The following is a 22,273-nucleotide window of genomic DNA, read 5'->3' as shown; positions in this document are numbered from 1 at the left end:
CCATCCTTTTTGGTTCCCCGGCTTTTAGCTGCTCCACCAGCGCTTCAAGTCTTCCCACCAAGAGCGATTCTGCTTTCCTTTGCCAGATTTGCCCACATCGTTTTTCCCGGGCTGTTGCGTGCAGTATTCCGTCGGCTCCGTCCCTTGAATGAACGTTTCCATTCGCGAGCCTGGGCAGTCGTCGTTTGCCAGCTTGCCTGTCGCCGGGTCGACATATACGCTCACGACACCTTCCGGTACCGGGAACAGCTTCGGCGGCACCGATTCCAGCGTCCGCTCCGTAAACTCCGCGAAGAGCGGAGCGGCCAGGTGCGATTCGACGTTGTTGATGTTGCGCCCTTTGTCATAGCCCACCCAGACGGCGGTCGATAGCTCGGGCGTATAGCCGACGAGCCAGGCGTCCGTGTCCGTCGTGCCGGTTTTGCCCGCTACGGGGCGCTTGATCACGCTGGACACGCGGCTGCCCGTGCCGCCTTGGTCGAAGACGCTCTCCATCAGCTGCGTCAGCACGTAGGTATAGGCGGGCTCAATGACCGTTTCCTGCTTCGGCTTCGCCTCGTACAGCACCCGCCCGCGGCGGTCCTCGATGCGCACGATAGCCGTCGGCTCGACGCGCACGCCCTGGTTGGCGAGGATGCCGAAGGCCGAGGCCATCTCGTAAGGGCTGACGGGGAACGTGCCCAGCGCGAGCGAAGGCATCGGCTTCATCGGGCTCGTGATTCCCATCCGGCGAGCCATTTCGATGACGCGGTCCGGCCCCGTTTCCAGCACCGTATGCACGGCGTAGATGTTATCCGATTTGGCGATGGCCGTCCGCATGTCGATCCAATCGTAATAGGCGTTGCCGAAGTTGTTCGGCGTATAGGATTGCCGTCCCTGATCGTAGGTGAATGTCGTCGGCTCGCTTTTGTAGCGGGTGGACGGAGTGAATCCCTGTTCCTTCAGCGCCGTCAAATACACGATCGGCTTGAACGACGACCCCGGCTGCCGCGTGCTGGACAGCGCCCGGTTGTACTGGTTTTGGGCGTAATTGCGTCCGCCGACCATCGCTTTGACGTACCCGGTGCGCGGATCGATGGCGACAAGCGCCGCCTGCAGCTCCGGATATTTTTCCAGCTGCTTCGCCACGACTTCCTCGGCGACGGCCTGCGCCTTTAAGTCCAGCGTCGTATAAATCCGCAGGCCGCTTTCGACGAATTCCTTGTCTTCGAGGCCGAGCAGCTCGGCCGCCGCGCCTCGTACATAGTCGCGGAAGTAGGGGGCCGTCACCGCTTTTTTATGCTCCTCCAGCGGCAGAATGTGCAGCTTTTCCCGCGCCGCCTGGTCCGCTTCGGCGGACGTGATGTAACCTGCTTCCACCATCGTCTGCAGCACCGTTTTTTGCCGGTCGAGCGCACTGTCCATATCGTAATAGGGCGAATAATAACGCGGTCCTTTCGGGACGCCGGCGAGCAGCGCGCTTTCGGCCAGCGTCAGTTCCTTGGCCTCTTTGCCGAAAAAGAGCTTCGCCGCCGCCCCGATGCCGTACGTCGCATGCCCGTAATAAATTTGATTCAAATATTGCTCCAGAATTTGGTCCTTGCTCATTTGCAGTTCCATTTGCACGGCGTAATACGTTTCCTTGATTTTGCGGCTCCACGTCCGCTCGTGCGACAAGTACAGATTGCGCGCGAGCTGCTGCGTAATCGTGCCGGCCCCCTGCACCTTGGACATATGCTGGAGGTTGACCCAGGCCGCCCGGACGATCCCTTTCGGATCGAACCCGTAGTGCTGGTAGAATGTGCGGTCTTCCACCGCCAACGTCGCTTCGAGCAGCTTCGGGGAAATGTCCCGCAGCGATACGCTCTGCCGGTTTTTCACCGCGCCGTACGCTTCGATCAGCTCGCCGTGCACGTCGTACATCTCCGATGCCGCCTCCGTCTTGGATACGGGAAGCGCCTGCGAGCGCATGAACAGCAGCAGCACGATCATAATTCCGGCGCCAAGCAGCAGGCACGTCAACGAGAACGACAACCACGCCTTGAGCCGCCGGGCGAAGCGGAGCGCTCCGCCGTGTTCTGGCGCAGGTTGTTTTTTGGGCATATCCGACACGTTCCGTCAGCTCCTTTCGTCTTTCCACTGATGCTTTCCGTCTCTATTTCCAGTATGGAAAAACATAGCAGCACGTATTCACGCAGGGCTGGCGGAAACGTTAATTTTTTTTGAAAAACGGACGGAACGACCCTCTTTGTATTTGCAATTTTGGGGAGATACTCTATAATACAATTTGACATGCCAGAGACAAGCTGAATCCTTGGAAAAAAGCAGATGTCCGCCCGTCTTCCGGCCCTTGTCCGGCCGGCCCTAACGAACCGAACGAAAGGTGGAATTACATATGGAATTGTGGTACACGGAGAAACAGACCGATAACTTCGGCATTACGGCAAAAATCACCAAAACGCACGTCACCGAAAAAACCGACTTCCAAGATCTCGCGATGATCGAGACGGAAGAATGGGGCACGATGCTCGTGCTCGACGGCATGGTCATGACGACCGTGAAGGACGAATTCGTTTACCATGAGATGGTTGCGCATCCGGCACTCTATACGCATCCGAATCCGAAGCACGTGCTCGTGGTCGGCGGCGGCGACGGCGGCGTCATCCGCGAAGTCATGAAGCACCCGGAAGTGGAAAAAGCGGTGCTGGTCGACATCGACGGCAAAGTCATCGAGTACTCCAAGCAATTCTTGCCGACCATCGCAGGCGAACTGGACAACCCGCGCGTGGAAGTGATCGTGAACGACGGCTACATGCACATCCACGATCATAAGAACACGTACGACGTGATCATGGTCGATTCCACCGAACCGGTCGGTCCGGCGGTAAACCTGTTCACACAGGGCTTCTATAAAGGCATCTACGACGCGCTGAAGGAAGACGGCATTTTCGTAGCCCAAACGGACAATCCGTGGTTCAAAGCGGATCTGATCCAAAACGTCAACCGCGACGTGAAGCAAATTTTCCCGATCGTCCGCGTCTACTGTGCGAACATTCCGACATATCCGAGCGGCCTCTGGACCTTCACCATGGGCAGCAAAAAACACGATCCGCTCGCCGTCGACGAAACGAAAATTCCGGAGATCGACACGAAGTACTACTCGCCGCGTCTGCATAAGGCGGCTTTCGTACTGCCGAAATTCGTGGAAGATTTGACGAAGTAAGCGGAGGAGACTAGCGACTGATGAAACTTGATCAAAAATATTCCGGCAATGTGTTCATTCTGAGCTCGGACGACTATGCGGCGTCCCGCGCCGTCATTTACGGCATGCCGATGGACTATACCGTCAGCTTCCGTCCCGGTTCCCGGTTCGGCCCTTCGCGCATCCGCGAGGTGTCGATCGGCCTGGAGGAATACAGCCCGTATTTGGATAAAAGCTTGGAAGACATCACTTATTTCGACGCAGGCGACCTGCTGCTGCCGTTCGGCAACCCGGGCCGCAGCCTCGACATCATTGGCGAATACGTGCGCGGACTGCTGGCCGACGGCAAGTTCCCGCTCGGCCTTGGCGGCGAGCATCTCGTTTCGTGGCCGGTGATCCAAGAGGTATACAAGAAATACCCGGATCTTGCGCTCATCCACATCGATGCGCATGCCGATCTGCGCGAGCAGTACGAAGGCGAGCCGTTGTCCCACTCGACGCCGGTCCGCAAAGCGGCGCTGCTCATGGGCGGCAAGAACGTTTACCAGTTCGGCATCCGTTCCGGCTCCCGCGAGGAATTCCAATTCGGACGCGAGAATATCAACTTCTATCCGTTCGAAGTGTTGGAGCCGCTCAAGAAGGTGCTGCCGGAGCTGGCAGGACGTCCGGTTTATTTGACCATCGACATCGACGTGCTCGATCCGATGTGCGCCCCGGGTACCGGTACTGCCGAAGCGGGCGGCATCACGTCCAAGGAGCTGCTCGCGGCGATTCATGCGATGGCCGCCTCCGAATTGAACTTCGTCGGCGCCGATCTCGTCGAAGTGGCCCCGGCCTACGACCCGACGGAGCAGACCCAGATTGTCGCCAGCAAGCTGATTCGAGAAATGCTGCTCGGCTTGGTGAAGTAAGCTAAATCGCGCGGAAACAGCCGCCGCCATGTTTCTCCTTATGGGAAGCATGGCGGCTTTTTGCGTTGGCTTCCCGCCCGGTACTAGTCGAAGTTAGTACTTATCCCTCAATTGGATGCGGCCTACAATAGAGCCATAAAGAGAGGGGGGTCCCGCGGTTGAATGCGACAAAATCATTGGCTGCAACAAAGCCTGGGTTTCCGGTTTTCGTCCTGCTGGCGTACGGGGTATTCTGGGCATGGATGGCGATAGCGCCGTTAAACCGGTTCGACTGGCTGCTGGAAAATTTGCTGATTTTTCTGTGTGTGGGGGTGCTGATCGGAACTTACCGCTTGTTTCCGCTCAGTCACGGTTCTTATGTGGGGATTGCTTTGTTTTTGGCGCTTCATACGTACGGGTCGCACGGCTCCTATGGCGCGACGCCGATCGATCCGCTGCTGCAGCTGCTGTTCGGCGGGGGGCGTCTGCCGTATGACCGGCTGGTGCATCTGGCTTACGGAGTGCTGCTGGCCGGACCGATCCGGGAGGCGCTCATGAGGCTTGCGGGCTTGAGAGGATTTGCGGCGGATGCGCTTGCCGTTGCCGTCGTGCTGGCCACCGGCGCATTTTACGAGTTGATCGAGATGTGGGTTGCGGGACTGGTGGCCCCCGAGATGGGCGCGCTGTTTCTTGGATCGCAAGGCGATCCGTGGGACGCGCAGCACGATATGGAACTCGAGATGTTCGGGGCCGTGGCGGTATTGGGGCTGGGGGCCTTGCTGCGTCGCTTCAACCTTTTCGCAAAGTGAACACCGTCAGCTCCGGGCGGCATAGAAAGCGGACGGGTTGTTCAGACACGCCGATGCCCCGGTTGACGTACAATTGCAGCTTGCCGGCGCCAAGAACGTAATGCCCGAGCACATACTTCTTTCCGAATTTCGGCGTAATCACATGCCCGTAGAACGGCAGCCGCACTTGTCCTCCGTGGCTATGTCCCGACAGCTGGAAGTCAACCGGATAGTGCACGGCAATGTCGGCAAAATCGGGGCAATGCGACAGCAAAATGACGAAGTCCTCCGGTTTAACGCCGGCCAGCGCCTTGTCGATGTCGGGGTAACCTTTCCATTGATCGTCTACGCCTGCCATGACGAAGCTGCTCCCCTGGTGCTGAATCCGGACCATCCTGTTGGTCAGGAGCTCGAAAGCTGCGTTTTTCAATAGAGCTTCAACTTTCGGAGTATCTTTATAGTAATCGTGATTGCCCAGCACCGCGTATTTTCCCAGCGGAGGCCTCAGCTCCGAGAGAACGCGGGCATACGCATCGCCGTCGGGTCCGACGGCATAATCCACCAGATCTCCGGTAAAGCATACGATATCCGGTTGGATTCGATTGATGAGTCCGATCAGTTCCGACAAGTCCTTCGTATCAAAATTAAAGCCGAGATGCACGTCACTGAACTGCACCACTTTTATTCCGTCCAACTGTTGGGGCAGTCTTGCAAAAGACAGCGTATATTCCGTAACTTCCAGCCATTTCGGCTCGGCATAACGGGCATATCCGTAGGTCGCTCCGGGCAGGGCAACGAGTCCGGCGGCGGTTAACGTCAATGTCTTCAGAAATGATCTTCTGGACAACTTTTTATTGCGGTTGCTTTCATTGGAATCCATGTGAATGAGCAATCTCCTCGGGATGGATTGGCCGGCGGTCTCTCGTGGCTGCCGAAACTTACTATAACAGACGTATGAAGGCTTCATTTGGTTTCCATAAATGGAAGCCCATTATTCCTATACCATCTTAGCAAGAATAAGGAGTCTTGCAAACCGCCGCCTCCCGTCGACTGGGCTTGTCCGGGAGCGGAAGAAGTCCTGTCCGCGGACTTCTTTTTTTTGTACAATAGGAGGATCACAACAGGACGGGAGAGAAAGCGAGATGACGGAAAAGCAGCAAACCGGCGCCGGCAAGCGGGCCGTACGCATTACGCTGGAAAGCGACAGCGGCGGGGAACGGGTCGTGCGGCAGATGACGGGCGAATGGTTCTCGAAGGGACGGCATGCGTACCTCCGGTATGCGGAACCTCCGGAAGCGGAGATGGGCCGTACGGTAACGACCGTCCGGGTGGATAAGGGGGAAGTGCGGATTGTCCGGCACGGGGACGTATCCTTCGAGCAGACGTTCGTTCCGGACCGGCGGCATTACGGCTATCTTCAGACCCCTCAAGGGCGGCTTGAGTTGGAGACGTTCACCCAAACGCTGGACGTTGCCGCAGAAGGACCGGACGCTCTGCTTGCCGTCCGCTGGAGCTATGAGCTGTCGGTGATGGGGCAAGCGCCCGAACGATGCAGCATATGCCTAACCGCCGTACCCGAACCGGAGTGACCGGTTATTTGGATACGGCGGATACGCTTCGGAAGGCGTGGATTTCCTTGGCGCCGGTCATCATTTTGCGTGATTTTACGATATAGCGGGCATGCTTGCGCAGCAAATTTTTAATTCGCAGCGGCTTGAGGCCTGGCTTTTTCGCGAGCATCAGCGCGATAACCCCTGTGACATGGGAGGTTGCCATAGACGTGCCGCTGAGCTCGTGATACTTGCCCCGCAGCCAGGTGGAGTATACTTTTTCCCCGGGCGCGTAAATGTTGATCTGTTTGCCGATATTGCTGAAGGGGGCAATCCGGCTTTTGCGGGTCGTCGCGCCGACGGCGATCACTTGACGCAGCCGGGCGGGATAGTCGACCTGGGCCTGATTGCCTTCGTTGCCCGAGGAGGCTACGACGATGATGCCGCTCCGGTAGGCGCTGAGCACCGCCGCTTCCAGCGCTTTGCTGTACGTTCTCATACCGAAGCTCATATTGATGATATCGACGCCGCTGGAGACGCACCAGTCAATGCCTCCGATAATATCGGAGACGAATGCGCCGCCGTGCTGATCGAAAGCCTTCACCGGATGAAGAACGGCCTGCGGCGCCACGCCGATAATGCCCCGGTGCCGGGTGTGCGCCGCGATCGTTCCCGCAATATGCGTGCCGTGGCCGTTGTCGTCAATCGGCGGCAGCTGACGGTTCAAAATATTGACGCCCCGCGACAAACAGTGGCGAAGGTCGGGGTGCGTATAATCCGCGCCCGTATCGATGACGCCGATGCGTACCCGTTCCCCGCGCGATTTGCTCCAGGCCTGCGGGGCGCGGATGTGGCGGACTCCCCAAGGGATGACAGCCTTGACGGGCGATTTTTTTTCTTCGCCGGAAGGCAGAGCGGACGAAGCATGGCCCAGGGCATGCAGCTTGATGCGCGTATCCGGCTCGATCGAACGGATAAAAGGGGCAGAAACCGCTTCGCTGCCGGTCCGAAGCGTGCAGGAGATGGCGCGGATGAGACGGAGCGGCTGAATCTGGTGCAGCCGGGGCAGCGATTTCCGTTGCCGGCCGATTTGCCGGGCGAAAGAGGCATAGTCCCGATCGTTCAGAAACTGGATAATATGCCGCTTATCGGTACCCTCGGAGCCTTCCATGGCTTCGTGAAGCCATGACACGAACGTCGACGGATCCATGTCGTTCCCTCCCACAGGCTCGGAAATTCCTTTTTGTATCGTATGAGGGACCGAAAGCTTCCGTATGAGCGCATGGCCTTATTCAAAATAATTAGGTGCGTGACCGTGGCAAAGCGAAAGCGGGCACATACCATATTAGGGGAGGGTCTGGCACTCCTCCGTTTTTCATTCAGCAGGGGCAAAAGACGGCGGGCGGTCGGCTGCTTGTCTTTTGCGGATACAGTCGGAACAAGGATCACGCCTGCAGCGGACGGCGCCGAGCGCGAAGGAGCTGCCGGTGCGGTCCTTGTTTCCATTTCGGGAAATGCCGCGCGGCCAGTTGCTTTTTTACATAAAATAAGGTTTACTTATTGGTGATAGTGGATAGTTTAGTGGTAGTTAAAGACGTTGGAAGGGATGTGCCCCGAAATGAGTGCTCAAAACTTACTGCTTAAAATCGGCGCAGAACAAGCCAAGGAAATGCCTATGGTCGACCTCGCCTTTGAGCTTCTGAAAGCGGCCAATACGCCGTATTACTATCGGGATTTGATGGCGGAGATTGCCAAAATCAAAGGTCTGTCCGATGACGAAGTCATGCAGGTCATTGCGCAATTATATACGGAGATTAATATCGACGGCCGTTTTGCGTGCGTCGGCACCAATCTGTGGGGATTGAAACGCTGGTACCCTGTCGAGAAGTCCGAGGATTCGATGGGCAGCGGCAAGCGTCCGCGCATCATTAACGACGAGGATGACGATCTCGACGACGAGGATCTGTACGCCGAGGAAGAAGACGTATTCGTCGAAGAAGAAGAATACGATTCGTTCGATGCGCCTCGCGACGACGATTTTGACGCGGAAGAAGAAGTCGAGGAAGAAACCGAGTTTTTCGAAGACGAAGAGCTCGACGACGAGGAACTGGACGAAACGCTGGATGAGGAAGAGTCCGAAGAAGATCTGGAAGATTTGGGCGATGACGATGACAGTGCGGACGACGAAGAAGAAGAAAATAAATAAAACAGGCTTGTCCTTGACAGCAGGGATCGTTCAGAGTAAACTATTTTCTGGGCTTTAGATGGAACGTTACGAACCTTGATGATTTTTGATAAAAAGTGCCCCGTATTCACGGGGGGCTTTTTCTTTTTTTTGGTTGGAAAAATTTTATAAGTTTTCGTAACTTGTCGCTTCGTATCAACCTGGATAAACGTGCTTATCCTTTTAAAGATAGAGACGTTGAAGCCGTTTATCCTGGATCGGGATGCAAAACTTTTGGGAGGTATTACAGATGACAAAGTACATTTTCGTGACCGGGGGCGTCGTTTCCTCCTTAGGCAAAGGCATCACGGCCGCATCGCTCGGAAGACTGCTCAAAAATCGCGGACTGAAGGTCACGATCCAGAAGTTCGATCCTTACATTAACGTGGACCCGGGAACGATGAGCCCTTACCAGCATGGGGAAGTGTTCGTCACCGACGACGGTGCGGAAACGGATCTTGACCTCGGACACTACGAACGTTTTATCGACATCAATCTGTCGAAGAACAGCAATGTCACCACGGGGAAAGTGTATTCCTCCGTCATTGCCAAAGAGCGCCGCGGCGAATATTTGGGCGGGACCGTTCAGGTCATCCCGCACATTACGAACGAAATCAAGGAGCGGGTATTCCGCGCCGGACGCGAAGCGCATTCGGACGTCGTCATTACCGAGATCGGCGGTACGGTGGGCGATATCGAGAGCTTGCCTTTCCTTGAAGCGATTCGTCAGATCAAGAGCGACATCGGCCGTGAGAACGTCATGTATATTCACGTCACGCTCATTCCTTATTTGAAAGCGGCCGGCGAAGTGAAAACGAAGCCGACTCAACACAGCGTCAAAGAGCTGCGCAGCATCGGCATTCAGCCGCATGTGATCGTCTGCCGGACGGAGCATCCGCTGACCGAGGACATGAAGCGCAAGCTGGGTCAGTTCTGCGATGTCGACCCGGGCGCCGTGATCGAGTGTATCGACGCCGAGACGTTATACGAAGTGCCGTTGATGCTGCGCGAGCAAGGGCTCGACGACATCGTCGTCAACCACCTGAAGCTGTCCACGAACGAGCCGGACATGACGGAGTGGGAAAACCTTGTGGGCCGGGTGAAGTCGCTTAAGACGACGACCGAAATTGCGATTGTCGGTAAATACGTGGCTCTGCACGACGCTTATCTCAGCATTGTCGAATCGCTCGGCCACGCCGGAATCGACTGCAATACCGAAGTCAAAATCCGTTGGATCAATGCGGAGGAAGTCTCCGACGATAACGTGGACCAGCTGCTTTCCGGCGTTCAAGGCATTCTGGTGCCTGGCGGCTTCGGCGACCGCGGCATCGAAGGCAAAGTGACGGCAATCCGTTACGCGCGCGAGAACAAAATCCCGTTCTTCGGCATTTGTCTCGGCATGCAGGTGGCCGTTGTCGAATATGCCCGCTCGGTGGTGGGACTCGAAGGCGCGAACAGCTCGGAGATTCATCCGACGACGCCTTATCCGGTCATCGACCTGCTTCCGGAGCAGAAGGATATCGAAGACCTCGGCGGAACGATGCGCCTTGGCCTGTATCCTTGCAAGCTCAAGGAAGGATCGCTTGCGATGCGCTGCTACGACGACGAGCTCGTTTACGAGCGCCATCGCCACCGGTACGAGTTCAACAACGAGTACCGCGACCGCATCGAAGCGGCCGGCTTGCAGATTTCCGGCACAAGCCCGGACGGCCGTTTGGTCGAGATTATCGAATGCCCGGACCATCCGTGGTTCCTGGCCGTGCAATTCCATCCGGAATTCACCTCGAGACCGAACCGTCCGCAGCCGCTGTTCAAGCATTTCGTACAGGCGGCGCACGATCACTCGAAATAAATCGCTGTACGCAGCTATCGAAGCAGGAGACGTATCCGGCAAGAACCGGACGCGCCTCCTGTTTTTTTATCCCAAGAAGCGAACGGTTTGTGCATGTCTGCTTAATTTGTAAAAGTTTTCAACTTTTTTTGAAGATACGGCAGGAATCGCGGGAGCGGCAGCGAATACTGTTATTGCGGGCATAACAGAACGGAATTCTTAACCTCAGGGAAACGGAATAGGAGGATACCTCGATGAAAAAGAAGCTGCTCATTGTTGACGATCAAAACGGCATCCGCATCCTGTTGATGGAGGTTTTCAGCAGCGAAGGCTACGAAACCTATCAGGCTTCCAACGGAAAACTCGCACTCGAGATTGTAAGAAACGTATCGCCCGATCTGGTTTTACTCGATATGAAGATACCGGGCATGGACGGTCTCGATATCCTCAAGCACATTAAAAGCATCGATGCGTCGATCAAAGTCATCATGATGACGGCATACGGCGAGCTGGACATGATCAAGGAAGCGACCGATCTCGGCGCGATCATGCACTTTACGAAGCCGTTCGACATCGACGAGCTGCGCCAAGCCGTCAACCAGCAGTTGCGAACTCCTAACAATAACTCTTACGCCGTAGGATCCTGATGAGGGTCCTCTTTTTTCTTGGGGCGTTTCCCGGAGTTTATCGTCTTGGGCAGGGTGTGCGATAGATTATTAACGTTTGTCGCGATCTATGATATAATGGGCCAGTATGACAAAAGAGTACAGACAAGCACTCTGGCACGGTCATTAACGACATAGGAGGAGAGAACCACCATGCCACTCGTTTCGATGAACGAATTTTTGCCTAAAGCAAAAGCGAACAAGTTCGCCGTAGGTCAGTTCAATATGAATAACTTGGAATTTGCCCAAGCCATTACGGAAGCGGCGGAAGAATTGAAATCCCCGTTTATTTTCGGCGTATCCGAAGGCGCGCTGAAGTATATGGGCATCGAATTTACGGTAGCGATCGCGGAAGCGGCCGCTAAGAAATCCGGTCTTCCGATCGCCTTGCATCTCGACCACGGCAGCAGCTTCGAAGTCGCGATGAAATGTATCCGCGCAGGCTTCAGCTCCGTCATGTTCGACGGCTCCCATTATTCCTTTGAAGAAAACATCCGTCTGACCAAAGAGGTCGTGAAAACTGCGCATGCGATGGGCGTATCCGTCGAAGGCGAGCTTGGAACGATCGGCGGCGTGGAAGACGACATTAGCGTAGATGAGTCCGATGCCAACCTGGCGAAGCCGGAAGAAGCGATCCGCTTCTACGAAGAGACAGGCGTCGACTGCCTGGCCATTGCCGTAGGTACGGCGCACGGCATGTATGCCGGCGAGCCGAACATCCATTTCGATATTATCGAGAAGGTATCCAAAGCGATCCCGGTTCCGGTCGTATTGCATGGCGGCTCCGGCGTACCGGACGAAATGATCCGCAAGTCCATCGAAGCCGGCGTAGGCAAAATCAACGTGAACACTGAGAATCAAGTGGCGTGTACGCAAGCGATCCGCGATGTGCTCAATAAAGACGCGAAAGTGTACGATCCTCGCAAATACCTCACTCCTGCCCGCAAAGCCATGGTTGAAGTGGTCAAATCCAAAATCCAGCTGTTCGGAAGCGCCAACCAAGCTTAATCGACCACAGCGGGAAATACACCAGATTTCGGTGTATTTCCCTCTCTTCTTTTGTCAACGTAGGCACGGAACCCAACTTAGACGAGTTTGCACCTGACTGGTAATGCGTTAAAGCAGTGAAGTGGGAGGAAGAACAACGAATGGAGAAATTGATGATCGCCGGTGGGCGCCCGCTGCGGGGAACGGTTCAAATCAGCGGGGCCAAGAATAGCGCGATTGCGCTTATTCCGGCCGCCATTTTATCGGAAACGGCTGTTACGCTCGATAATTTGCCTGCGCTTAGCGATGTGGCGATTTATACCGAGCTGCTTCAGGAACTCGGCGCATCGGTAGAATGGAGCAAGGATCAGATGATGATCGATCCGAGCCGGCTGTTATCCCGGCCGATGCCTAACGGGAACGTGAAGAAGCTTAGAGCTTCCTATTATTTGATGGGAGCCTTGCTCGGGCGTTTCGGCGAAGCGACGATAGGGTTGCCTGGCGGCTGCAATTTCGAACCGCGGCCGATCGATCAGCATATCAAAGGTTTTGAGGCACTGGGGGCACGAATTACGAACGAAAACGGCGCCCTGCACATCCAAGCGAAGGAATTGCGCGGAGCCAAAATCTATCTGGACGTCGTCAGCGTAGGAGCGACGATTAACATCATGCTGGCGGCCTCTCGGGCCAAAGGCGTCACGACCATTGAAAATGCGGCAAAAGAGCCTGAAATTATAGATGTAGCTACACTTTTGAACTCCATGGGCGCGAAAATCAAAGGCGCAGGAACCGAAACGATCCGGATCGAGGGCGTCGATGCGCTGCACGGCTGCCGTCATTCGATCATTCCGGACCGCATTCAAGCAGGTACTTACATGATTGCCGCAGCGGCGACGCGCGGTGACGTCATTGTCGATAATGTCATCCCGAAGCATATGGAAGCTCTAACCGCCAAGTTGCAGGAAATGGGCGTACATATTTACGAAATGGACGAATCGATCCGCGTGGTCGGACAGCCGGAATACGAAAGCGTGGACGTGAAAGCGCTCGTATATCCTGGATTTGCGACCGACCTGCAGTCTCCGATGAGCAGTTTGCTTACGCAGACGCGCGGAGTCAGCATTTTGAGCGACTATGTGTACAGCAACCGGTTCAAGCATATCCCAGAGCTGTTGCGCATGGGGGCCAAGATCAAAGTAGAAGGCCGTTCTGCCATCATCGAAGGCTGCCAGCTGAGCGCGGCCAAGGTCAAAGCGACCGATCTTCGCGCAGGCGCAGCGCTGGTTATTGCCGGACTGACGGTCGCCGAAGGCGTTACCGAAATTACCGGCGTTGAATATATCGACAGAGGCTACGATCATCTGGTAACCAATCTATCGAATCTGGGAGCGGAAGTTTGGCGGCAGAATGACTAAGAACGGTATAGATTGCTCCGAAATTGGGTAAGGCTAGAGTATATTTTGCGCTGGCTTGAAAAATTAATAGTTTGGTGGTTGAAAATTTATGGATATGCATCTCGCTCAGCTTGAAGCGTTGAAGCTCACAGAGCTTTACAAGCTGGCTAAAAAACATCAAATCCCGTACTACGGCCAAATGAAGAAGAAGGAACTCATTTTTGCCATTCTACGCGCACAGGCCGAACAAAGCGGCTTGATGTTCATGGAGGGCGTGCTCGACGTTCTGCAGGAGGGCTTCGGCTTTCTGCGGCCGATCAACTATTTGCCGAGCTCGGAGGACATCTACATCTCCGCTTCGCAAATTCGCAGATTCGACCTGCGCTCCGGCGACGTCGTATCCGGCAAATGCCGGCCTCCCAAGGAGAACGAACGTTACTTCGGGCTGCTGCACGTGGAAGCCGTCAACGGCGAAGACCCGGAAACGGCCTCGGAACGGCTGCATTTCGCAGCGCTTACTCCTCTTTATCCGCAAAGGAAACTGGTTCTGGAAACCTCTCCTACGAAACTGTCCACCCGCTTGATGGATCTTCTGGCTCCTGTAGGCTTTGGCCAACGCGGCTTGATCGTAGCCCCGCCGAAAGCGGGAAAAACGCTGCTGCTCAAGGAAATCGCCAACAGCATCTCGACCAATCACCCGGATGTCAAGCTGTTCGTTCTCTTGATCGACGAACGTCCGGAAGAGGTTACCGACATGCAGCGCTCCGTCAACGGGGAAGTGATCGCTTCCACCTTCGACGAGGTGCCGGAAAATCATATCAAGGTCGCGGAGCTTGTGCTGGAACGCGCACAGCGTCTCGTGGAGCATAAGAAGGACGTCGTTATTTTGATGGACAGCATTACGCGTCTGGCGCGGGCTTACAACCTCGTCGTACCGCCGACGGGCCGGACGTTATCCGGGGGGATCGATCCCGGGGCCTTCCATCGTCCGAAACGTTTCTTCGGCGCCGCGCGCAATATCGAAGAAGGCGGCAGCCTGACGATTCTCGCGACCGCCTTGATCGAAACCGGCTCGCGGATGGACGACGTCATCTATGAAGAATTTAAAGGAACCGGGAACCTGGAGCTGCATCTGGACCGCAAGCTGGCGGAACGCCGCATTTTCCCGGCTATCGATATCCGCCGCTCGGGCACGCGCCGCGAAGAAATGCTCCTGACGAAAGAAGAGCTCGACAAAGTATGGGCGATCCGCAAAGGAATGAACGATTCGCACGATTATATCGATGCGTTCCTCAAAAAATTCGCCGAGACGAAAACGAACCAAGAGTTTCTGGACACCCTCGATCCGAACGGCGGCAGCCCGCAATCGGGCGGAAGCGGCGGCACATCCCGTCGGGTCAAGCACTCCGTCTCGTAGAAGGAGGACCTTATGAATCTGGTTTATGCGGACCGTGACGGCAACCTGTTCGACCATCCGGAATACACGGGCCTTGGCCGCAGCGGCGAGCTGGTGACGGAAATGATGGAAGACGAGCTGATTCCATTGCCCGAAGGCGCCACTCTCGTCAGCTTGCCGGATACGCGGCCGATCGGCGTTCATAAGCGGACGGGCGAAATGCAGGTCGTGCCGGGGGACTTCACCGCGGTCGGAGCTTTGCTTCCGCAGAGCTTTACCCGCTTGCTGCTGCCGGGTTACGTGAAGGCTGACAAATCCAAAATGCTGCCTTTGTTCGGCTATACGGCGGTCGTCTGGAAAGACGGCGGCTTCTATGTCGCAGCCGAGGCTTGCGACGATCCAGAGCGTTGGAACCCGCGCAACTGCGATCCCGATGAATTGGAGCTTGGAGTAAAGCGGATTCTCGGAGAGTACAAGGACAACCGGCTGTTTCAGCATTTGTCGAATTGCGCCCTCGGATATGAATGCCTGACGGCTTCCAATACGTTTTTGAACCGCTGGGAAGGGGCTGTTCCAGTCTCGTTCTCCTGTAATGCAGGCTGCTTCGGCTGCATCTCCGAGCAGCCGGATGATAGCGGGTTTCCGGCGCCGCAGACCCGGATGAACTTCAAGCCCTCAACGGAAGAAGTCGTGCAGGTGATGCTGGAGCATCTGAAGACGCCCGAGAGCATCATCAGCTTTGGGCAAGGCTGCGAAGGCGAGCCGTCCACCCAAGCCAAGACGATCATCGAAGCGATCCGCGAAGTGCGGAGCCGTACCGATCTGGGTTACATCAACATCAACACGAACGCCGGCTTGACCGATCATATCCGCGGCATCGTGGACGCCGGTCTCGATCTAATGCGCGTCAGCACGATCAGCGCGCTGGACGAACATTACAACGCCTATTACAAGCCGCGCGGCTATACGCTGCGCAATGTCGAGAAATCGCTCCGCTACGCCGCCGACAAAGGGGTTGTCACGTCGATCAACTACCTTATTTTCCCCGGGGTCACCGACCGGGAGGAAGAGATCGAAGCGATGATCGAATTCGCCCGCCGGACCGATCTGAAGCTGATCCAGCTGCGCAACCTGAACATCGATCCGGAGAGCTACTTGAGCCTCATTCCTGCTGCCCGGGGCGAGCGGTACGGCATGAAGCAGATGCTGGGGATTTTCCGGGAGGAGCTGCCGGATGTCGTGCTCGGGTCATATACGCACATTCCGGACGAGCTGGCGGAACGGCGCAAGAAACAGTTGCAGCGCGGCTAATGAACGTGATATAATCGCTCATGTGTGTTTAAATGATAACTCTGATTCACATGGTGTTTCAGGGCAAAAGAGGTGAAAGGGCAATGAAAACAGCGATTCATCCGACTTATCATCAAACGACGGTTACTTGCGCATGCGGTAACACGTTTGAAACGGGATCCATTAAGCAAAATCTTCGTGTAGAGATTTGCTCCGCTTGCCACCCGTTCTTTACCGGGAAGCAAAAATTTGTGGATGCTGGCGGTCGCGTCGATAAATTCAAAAAGAAATACGGCATGTAATTTGTTGCCAGCAGCATAACGGCATAAACGCGCCTCCTGTGGCTATCCTAAGATCATCCGATCTTAGAGCTGCAGGAGGTGTTTTCATTTGTTAAGATCGCTTGCCGTTCTGCTGAGCGCAGCTTTGGCGCTGTCCGGGCTTGCGGCGTGTCAGCAGCAGAAGTTCACCAAAAATTCAGCGACGCATACCCGGGACGGCGCGCTCGGAATTACTGAGACGAACCCGAATATGCCGCTCAGCGCCAGCTACCGCACGTATCCTGACGATGTACGCGTCATGCAGCATGCGATTAGCCAACGGTTTCCGAATGTCAGCATCGCGAGCATCAGCTTGAACGGGCCGACCGCTTACGTTCGCTTGAATGCTCCGGCCCCTACCCCGCCGGAAGAGATCGAGCGGATCCGGCAGGGAGCTGCCGAAGCTTTAGCCGCCGCTGCGCCGAGATATAATGCTAACGTTACCGTTACTGCTAAATAACCCCTTGAGGTTGCTATTTGGATACGAATCGACTATACTTATGTATGCCGTGCTAGACGGGGAGGTAGCGGTGCCCTGTAACCCGCAATCCGCTGCAGCGGGGTCGAACGCCTATTCGCGGTATTGCGATGTAAGGTTTGGGTTTTAAAGTTGGTGTTGAGAGTCGGGTCCTCCGCAATGGATGCCTGTGAATCTGGTCAGGTCCGGAAGGAAGCAGCCATAAGCAGGATGTTTCATGTGCCGGAGGGTGGCCTAACTTGAGCTGACGATAAAAATTCCACTTGGATCGTAATATCAAGGTAGGTGCGCGGTTTCCTAATAACAAAAAAATAACACCAAGATCATGAGCTGTAAAAGCTTGTCGAACTTGGTGTTTTTTTGTATTTGACAGAAGGAAAATGAAAAAATTAGGAGAATTGTATACTAAAGTTAACCAGACTAAGTAAACCATAATCAGACACCCATTGCGCTCGGCTATCCGCTGATTAATGGGGGGAGGAAGACGATGCGGCACGAACTGACCTTGCTTCAACGCTTTGCCGGCATATTCCTTAGGGACGTGAATCTGGGAGTGATGCTGATCAATACCGAATTTGAACTGATCGATATCAGCGACATGGCTTGCCGCGTGCTGGGGTTAGAAAGAGAAAAGGTACTCCATCAGGCGCTGGATTCCATTTTTGCCGATCTGCCTGCCGAGCATTGGCTGGTACGGCGGAGTATATTGGACGGGATGGTCGTACGCAACCATGCCTTGTCTTGGACCAATAACCAGGAGCGATACGAGCTGCTGGTCGATTCCAGTGTTCTTCGGGATGAGGACGAACGGATCGTCGGAGCTTATCTTATTTTCAAGGACGTCACCAACCTGCGTTCCCTGGAGGAGCAGGTCCAACGCAGCGACCGTCTGGCGATGATCGGCCAAATCGCCGCAGGCACGGCCCATGAAATCCGCAACCCGCTCACGTCGATCAAGGGTTTTCTGCAAGTACTGCGCAAGACGTTTCAGGAGCAGGGCATGGAACGCGAAGACGGATATACCGTGGTGATGCTGAAAGAAATCAATCGGATCAACGAGTTGGTCAACGAATTTTTGCTGCTCGGCAAGCCGAAGCACGTTACATACGACGAAGTGGACATCTCCGAAGTGCTGCGGGACATTTTGCCCATTATCAATAACGAAGCGATCCTGCACCGGGTCGTCGTTCAATATGAGTCGCTCTACGGATTGCCTCATGTGGTCGCGGACCGTGAGATGCTGAAGCAGGTGTTTCTCAATATCAGCAAAAACGGAATCGAAGCGATGGGAGAAGGGGGTATTTTGACGGTAAGCGAGAAAGTCGATTTGGAGGAACGCTTGGTCAATATCGAGATTCATGATACCGGTCCGGGCATCCCCGCCTATGTGATCGATAAAATTTTCGATCCGTTCTTTACGACCAAAGCGGAAGGAACGGGATTGGGTCTATCGGTCTGCCAGCGGATCATTCACGATATCGGAGGGCATATCCGGGTATCGTCCAAAGGGTACGGCACGACGTTTACCGTCAGCATTCCGTTTCCTTAAAAAGCAGCGCGGCTTCAATCCTCCCTCCAAGTGTAGTATAATAGACGACAAACAATCATTGGAGAGGGCAAGATGGCACATATCGCCTTATATCGAACGTGGCGGCCGCAGTCGTTCCACGATATGGTCGGCCAAAAGCATATTGTCCAAACCTTACAAAACTCGCTTCGCGAAGGGCGGTTCAGCCACGCCTATTTGTTCAGCGGTCCCCGCGGGACCGGGAAAACGACCACGGCCAAAATATTGGCCAAAGCCGTCAACTGCTTGAACGGGCCGGGCGTAGAGCCTTGCAACGAATGTGATGCGTGCGTGCGCATTACCGAAGGCGCGGTCATGGACGTCGTCGAGATCGATGCCGCCTCCAACCGCGGCGTGGATGAAATCCGCGACATCCGGGATAAAGTCAAATATGCGCCGACCGAAGTACGCCAGAAGGTGTATATCATCGACGAGGTGCATATGCTGACGACGGAGGCGTTCAACGCGCTGCTCAAGACGCTGGAGGAGCCGCCGCCCCATGTCATGTTTATTTTGGCTACGACGGAGCCTCACAAGCTGCCTGCGACGATTATTTCGCGCTGTCAGCGGTTCGATTTTCGCCGTGTCTCGCTTGAGGAGCAGGTCGAGCGGCTGCGTCAAGTGTGTGCCGACGAACGGATCGAGGGCGACGATGACGCGCTGGCGTTCATCGCGCGGTTATCCGATGGCGGAATGCGCGATGCGCTCAGCCTGCTCGATCAGATCATCGCATTTTCAGGCGCCCGGGTGACGTATGACGACGTATTGTCGATCACAGGCGGGATGGCTTCGGATCAATTCGAGCGCCTGGTGATGGCGATACAAGATCGGGACGTAGGCGCCGCTTTGAGGTTAATCGATACGTTCATGCAGGAAGGCAAAAGCGCCGACAAGTGCATGGAGAGTCTGATCTATTATTTCCGCGACCTGCTGATGGTCAAAATGGTTCCCGGCTCACAGGCGCTCACCGAGCGCATTCTCGACGTGAAACGGTTTGCCGAGGTGGCACAGCGGTTTTCTGCCGATGCGTTGATTGCCATGATCGATACATTGAACTATTATCAGACGGAGATGAAATATTCCGTTCAGCCGCAGACGCTGCTGGAAGTCGCACTCATGAAGCTTTGCAGCCAGGCGGGCGCATCGTCTGCTCCGGCAGGTGGATCGAGCGCCGGCGGGGCGCCGGCTTCGGAACGTCAGGACGGGGTAGTCGGACAGCTGATGAACCGCATTCAGCGGTTGGAGGAGCAGCTGTCTCAGCTGCTGAAGCAGGGCGTCGCCCCCGCAGCCTCAGGTCCTGCATCCGGTGCGAGCTCGCGCCAGGCACCTGCGCCTGCCGTCACCAAGAAGATCGAGAAGCTGGACGCTTACCTGCAGGGCAGGGATGATCCGGCTTTCCGGAACGTCGTTCAGCAGTGGAGTCAGGTGCTTGGCCGGGTGAAAGAGCTCAAAATCACCGTTCATGCGTGGCTTGTGGACGGGGAACCTGTCTCCGTACATGACAGCAACGTGCTCGTAGCTTTCAAAAGCGCGATGCACCGGGAGACGACCGAGAAGCCGGCCAACAAGCAGCTGATCGAACAGGCGTTGGCCGAAGTTTACGGTCAGCCTTACCGTCTTGTGACCATGATGCTAAGGGATTGGAAGGCTGCCGCCGACCAAGCGAAGCCGGGCGACGGACCGAAGGAGGAGCTGCAGCTCGTTCCGGAGGACGAAGGGGCATCCGGCGGCGCGAAGGAAGAATGGATCAGCGAGGCCATTCAATTGTTTGGGGAAGATTTGGTTAAAATTAAAGAAGATTAAGCGACGAGGAGCGTGTCTTTCATGAACAACATGAATCAGATGATGAAGCAAGTGAAAAAAATGCAGGAGCAAATGCTCAAAGCTCAGGAGGATCTCGCGAACCGCACCGTAGAAGGAACGTCCGGTGGCGGCGTCGTCAGCGTAACGGTAAACGGACAAAAGAAAGTTACAGCCGTTGTGATCAAGCCGGAAGCGGTCGATCCGGACGACGTGGAAATGCTGCAAGATCTGGTGCTTAGCGCCATCAACGACGCGATGACCAAAGCCGAAGAAATGGCCGGCAAAGAAATGTCCAAATTAACCGGCGGTATGAATATCCCGGGATTGTTCTAATCGAAGCCGGATCAAGCCCCAGAACCTACTCTGGGGTTTTCAACTTTAATGCGTGAGGAGCCAATCGCTTGTTTTATCCGGAACCGCTAGCCAAACTGATCGATTCCTTCTCCCGTCTGCCGGGGATCGGACCCAAAACGGCGGGTCGTCTTGCTTTTCATGTGCTGCGCATGAAGGAAGACGATGTCATCGACTTTGCCAAAGCTCTGGTCAATGTCAAACGCAATCTGCACTATTGCTCCGTATGCTGCAATATCACCGATACCGATCCCTGCCGCATCTGTCAGGATAAAAGCCGGGACGCTTCCGTCATTTGCGTCGTGCAGGAGCCCAAAGACTTGGTTGCCATGGAGCGGACCAAGGAATTTAACGGCTACTATCATGTTCTCCACGGGGCGATTTCCCCGATGGAAGGCATCGGGCCGGACGAAATCCGGATCGCCGATCTTCTGAAGCGGCTGAGCGACGAGCAAGTGCAGGAGCTCATTCTGGCAACGAACCCGAATATCGAAGGCGAAGCGACTGCGATGTATTTATCCAGGCTTGTTCGCCCGTTCGGCCTCAAAGTGACCCGGATTGCGCACGGATTGCCCGTCGGAGGAGATCTCGAGTATGCGGACGAGGTAACTTTAACCAAGGCGTTGGAAGGCAGAAGAGAGCTGTAATAAAATATTGATTTTCTACCACAAGAAGCCGGCTTACAGTTGTCCATTTGCGGTTACGCACACGGGGTAACTGTAAGGCTCTCAAAGCATGATTTGCGCGGTTCGCCGTGCGGATGCTTTTGAGAAGGCTTCTTTTTGGTTCTAACCCGGCTAAGCTCCCTATAAATATTTAAGTAGCAGGACAAACCTGGAGACTTGAATCGGGAGGTTGGCGGGAATGAAGCTTTGGAAATGGGAAATAGGAAGCAAGAAAGACCGCCTGCAGCGCGAAGCCGTTGAGCAAGACCGTCTGCTGCTGGTAGAAGAAATTCGCAAAGCCCATATGGAATGGGAAGTAGCGCAGAGACGCTTTGATTACGTCGTGGAGAAAGAACAGATCGACTATGCCATCTTTGCCCTCGAAGCGGCGGAGAAACGATTCGAAATGCTGCTGAAGCAAGCCAAAAACCTGAATATCTCGGCTAGAGAAGCATGTGCCGCCCGTTCGGTGGAGGTGTCTTCGTGAAATCGTACTTGTTGTGGAGCGTGCTCGTCGGGTCCGGTTTATTGTTAGGATTGGTTATGCTGCGCAATCGGTATGCGTTCCAATGGTTAGGTATGATTTGCCTGCATATTGCATTTGCTTCGATTTTGTTGTATATTCTAAATCTGTTCAGTTCGTACACGCATTTGGAGCTGCCTCTGAACGCAGTGACGGTTGGGACCGTAAGCGTTCTGGGTTTGCCCGGACTTGCTGCTTTGGCGGCACTGAAATTGTGGGTCGTTGGGGTTTAACCTCGACTCCAATAAATAGTCTAAAAAAAATGCTTGCAATCTACTGGGCGAATGTGATATATTATAAAAGTCGCCGCTAAACGAGACGACAACAACCGACAAAGCTGAATAGCCTAACGAAGCGGCTTTTGTCGATC

The 22,273-nt window shown here is 55.1% G+C and carries 22 protein-coding genes and 1 other RNA gene; 20 read left to right on the top strand and 3 right to left on the bottom strand.

Annotation, left to right across the window (positions count from 1 at the left end):
* Positions 1–24: 24 nt before the first annotated feature.
* Positions 25–2,082 (bottom strand): transglycosylase domain-containing protein, encoded by a 2,058-nt coding sequence (locus NI000_RS22845; protein ID WP_253413698.1) that lies wholly within the window; start codon positions 2,080–2,082, stop codon positions 25–27.
* Positions 2,083–2,374: 292 nt separating this feature from the next.
* Here NI000_RS22845 and speE point away from each other — a divergent pair, with 292 nt between their 5' ends.
* The 3 genes from speE (at position 2,375) to NI000_RS22830 (ending at position 4,880) form a co-directional block, all read left to right on the top strand.
* Positions 2,375–3,202, top strand: a complete 828-nt coding sequence (gene speE, locus NI000_RS22840; RefSeq protein ID WP_253413697.1) for a polyamine aminopropyltransferase — start codon at positions 2,375–2,377, stop codon at positions 3,200–3,202.
* A gap of 20 nt (positions 3,203–3,222) precedes the next feature.
* The gene (gene speB, locus NI000_RS22835; protein ID WP_216795653.1) at positions 3,223–4,092 is read left to right on the top strand and encodes an agmatinase; all 870 of its coding nucleotides are present in this window, start codon (positions 3,223–3,225) and stop codon (positions 4,090–4,092) included.
* A 158-nt stretch (positions 4,093–4,250) separates the two neighbouring features.
* On the top strand, positions 4,251–4,880 hold the full coding sequence (locus NI000_RS22830) for a DUF2238 domain-containing protein (RefSeq protein WP_253413696.1): 630 nt from the start codon (positions 4,251–4,253) through the stop codon (positions 4,878–4,880).
* Here the strand turns inward: NI000_RS22830 and NI000_RS22825 are convergent.
* The gene (locus NI000_RS22825) at positions 4,861–5,739 is read right to left on the bottom strand and encodes a metallophosphoesterase (protein ID WP_253413695.1); all 879 of its coding nucleotides are present in this window, start codon (positions 5,737–5,739) and stop codon (positions 4,861–4,863) included. The genes NI000_RS22830 and NI000_RS22825 overlap by 20 nt on opposite strands.
* Positions 5,740–6,001: 262 nt before the next feature.
* Here NI000_RS22825 and NI000_RS22820 point away from each other — a divergent pair, with 262 nt between their 5' ends.
* A complete protein-coding gene (locus tag NI000_RS22820; RefSeq protein ID WP_253413694.1) occupies positions 6,002–6,448 on the top strand; it encodes a DUF1934 domain-containing protein in 447 nt (148 codons plus the stop codon).
* 4 nt (positions 6,449–6,452) lie between these two features.
* On the opposite strand, the gene NI000_RS22815 is transcribed toward NI000_RS22820, so the two are convergent.
* Positions 6,453–7,619, bottom strand: a complete 1,167-nt coding sequence (locus NI000_RS22815; RefSeq protein ID WP_253413693.1) for a S8 family peptidase — start codon at positions 7,617–7,619, stop codon at positions 6,453–6,455.
* A 408-nt stretch (positions 7,620–8,027) separates the two neighbouring features.
* Here NI000_RS22815 and rpoE point away from each other — a divergent pair, with 408 nt between their 5' ends.
* The 16 genes from rpoE to NI000_RS22735 all read left to right on the top strand — a co-directional run bounded on the left by rpoE (position 8,028) and on the right by NI000_RS22735 (position 22,136).
* Positions 8,028–8,615, top strand: a complete 588-nt coding sequence (gene rpoE / locus NI000_RS22810; RefSeq protein WP_253413692.1) for a DNA-directed RNA polymerase subunit delta — start codon at positions 8,028–8,030, stop codon at positions 8,613–8,615.
* A 268-nt stretch (positions 8,616–8,883) separates the two neighbouring features.
* Positions 8,884–10,485 carry a CTP synthase gene (locus tag NI000_RS22805; RefSeq protein ID WP_253413691.1) on the top strand — a complete coding sequence of 534 codons (1,602 nt, stop codon included), beginning with the start codon at positions 8,884–8,886 and terminating at the stop codon, positions 10,483–10,485.
* A 233-nt stretch (positions 10,486–10,718) separates the two neighbouring features.
* Positions 10,719–11,111 carry a response regulator gene (locus NI000_RS22800; protein ID WP_010500317.1) on the top strand — a complete coding sequence of 131 codons (393 nt, stop codon included), beginning with the start codon at positions 10,719–10,721 and terminating at the stop codon, positions 11,109–11,111.
* Between the two features lie 171 nt (positions 11,112–11,282).
* Positions 11,283–12,137 carry a class II fructose-1,6-bisphosphate aldolase gene (gene fba, locus NI000_RS22795; RefSeq protein ID WP_253413690.1) on the top strand — a complete coding sequence of 285 codons (855 nt, stop codon included), beginning with the start codon at positions 11,283–11,285 and terminating at the stop codon, positions 12,135–12,137.
* Between the two features lie 140 nt (positions 12,138–12,277).
* Positions 12,278–13,531 carry a UDP-N-acetylglucosamine 1-carboxyvinyltransferase gene (locus tag NI000_RS22790; RefSeq protein ID WP_253413689.1) on the top strand — a complete coding sequence of 418 codons (1,254 nt, stop codon included), beginning with the start codon at positions 12,278–12,280 and terminating at the stop codon, positions 13,529–13,531.
* 88 nt (positions 13,532–13,619) lie between these two features.
* Positions 13,620–14,927: a transcription termination factor Rho gene (rho, locus tag NI000_RS22785; protein WP_253413688.1), complete on the top strand. Its 1,308-nt coding sequence runs from the start codon at positions 13,620–13,622 to the stop codon at positions 14,925–14,927.
* 12 nt (positions 14,928–14,939) lie between these two features.
* Entirely contained in the window at positions 14,940–16,217 is a 1,278-nt protein-coding gene (locus NI000_RS22780) for a radical SAM protein (RefSeq protein ID WP_253413687.1), read from the top strand.
* An 83-nt stretch (positions 16,218–16,300) separates the two neighbouring features.
* Entirely contained in the window at positions 16,301–16,498 is a 198-nt protein-coding gene (gene rpmE, locus NI000_RS22775; protein WP_010500323.1) for a 50S ribosomal protein L31, read from the top strand.
* 88 nt (positions 16,499–16,586) lie between these two features.
* A complete protein-coding gene (locus NI000_RS22770) occupies positions 16,587–16,976 on the top strand; it encodes a hypothetical protein (RefSeq protein WP_253413686.1) in 390 nt (129 codons plus the stop codon).
* A 47-nt stretch (positions 16,977–17,023) separates the two neighbouring features.
* Positions 17,024–17,287: signal recognition particle sRNA large type (ffs, locus tag NI000_RS22765), an RNA gene on the top strand.
* 194 nt (positions 17,288–17,481) lie between these two features.
* The gene (locus tag NI000_RS22760) at positions 17,482–18,543 is read left to right on the top strand and encodes an ATP-binding protein (protein ID WP_253413685.1); all 1,062 of its coding nucleotides are present in this window, start codon (positions 17,482–17,484) and stop codon (positions 18,541–18,543) included.
* A gap of 72 nt (positions 18,544–18,615) precedes the next feature.
* Positions 18,616–20,364 (top strand): DNA polymerase III subunit gamma/tau, encoded by a 1,749-nt coding sequence (gene dnaX, locus NI000_RS22755; RefSeq protein ID WP_253413684.1) that lies wholly within the window; start codon positions 18,616–18,618, stop codon positions 20,362–20,364.
* Between the two features lie 21 nt (positions 20,365–20,385).
* Positions 20,386–20,697, top strand: coding sequence for a YbaB/EbfC family nucleoid-associated protein (locus tag NI000_RS22750; RefSeq protein WP_025851926.1), 312 nt, complete (start codon positions 20,386–20,388; stop codon positions 20,695–20,697).
* Between the two features lie 68 nt (positions 20,698–20,765).
* On the top strand, positions 20,766–21,362 hold the full coding sequence (recR, locus tag NI000_RS22745) for a recombination mediator RecR (RefSeq protein ID WP_010500328.1): 597 nt from the start codon (positions 20,766–20,768) through the stop codon (positions 21,360–21,362).
* A 217-nt stretch (positions 21,363–21,579) separates the two neighbouring features.
* Positions 21,580–21,867 carry a DUF2508 family protein gene (locus tag NI000_RS22740; RefSeq protein WP_253413683.1) on the top strand — a complete coding sequence of 96 codons (288 nt, stop codon included), beginning with the start codon at positions 21,580–21,582 and terminating at the stop codon, positions 21,865–21,867.
* Positions 21,864–22,136: a pro-sigmaK processing inhibitor BofA family protein gene (locus NI000_RS22735; protein WP_036688414.1), complete on the top strand. Its 273-nt coding sequence runs from the start codon at positions 21,864–21,866 to the stop codon at positions 22,134–22,136. The genes NI000_RS22740 and NI000_RS22735 overlap by 4 nt, the downstream gene beginning before the upstream one ends.
* Positions 22,137–22,273: the final 137 nt, after the last annotated feature.

It is taken from the genome of Paenibacillus tyrphae (genome assembly GCF_024158745.1).
Classification (GTDB): domain Bacteria; phylum Bacillota; class Bacilli; order Paenibacillales; family NBRC-103111; genus Paenibacillus_G; species Paenibacillus_G tyrfis_A.
The sequence above is the reverse complement of the archived record's forward strand: the minus strand, read 5'-3'. Positions and strand labels throughout refer to the sequence as shown.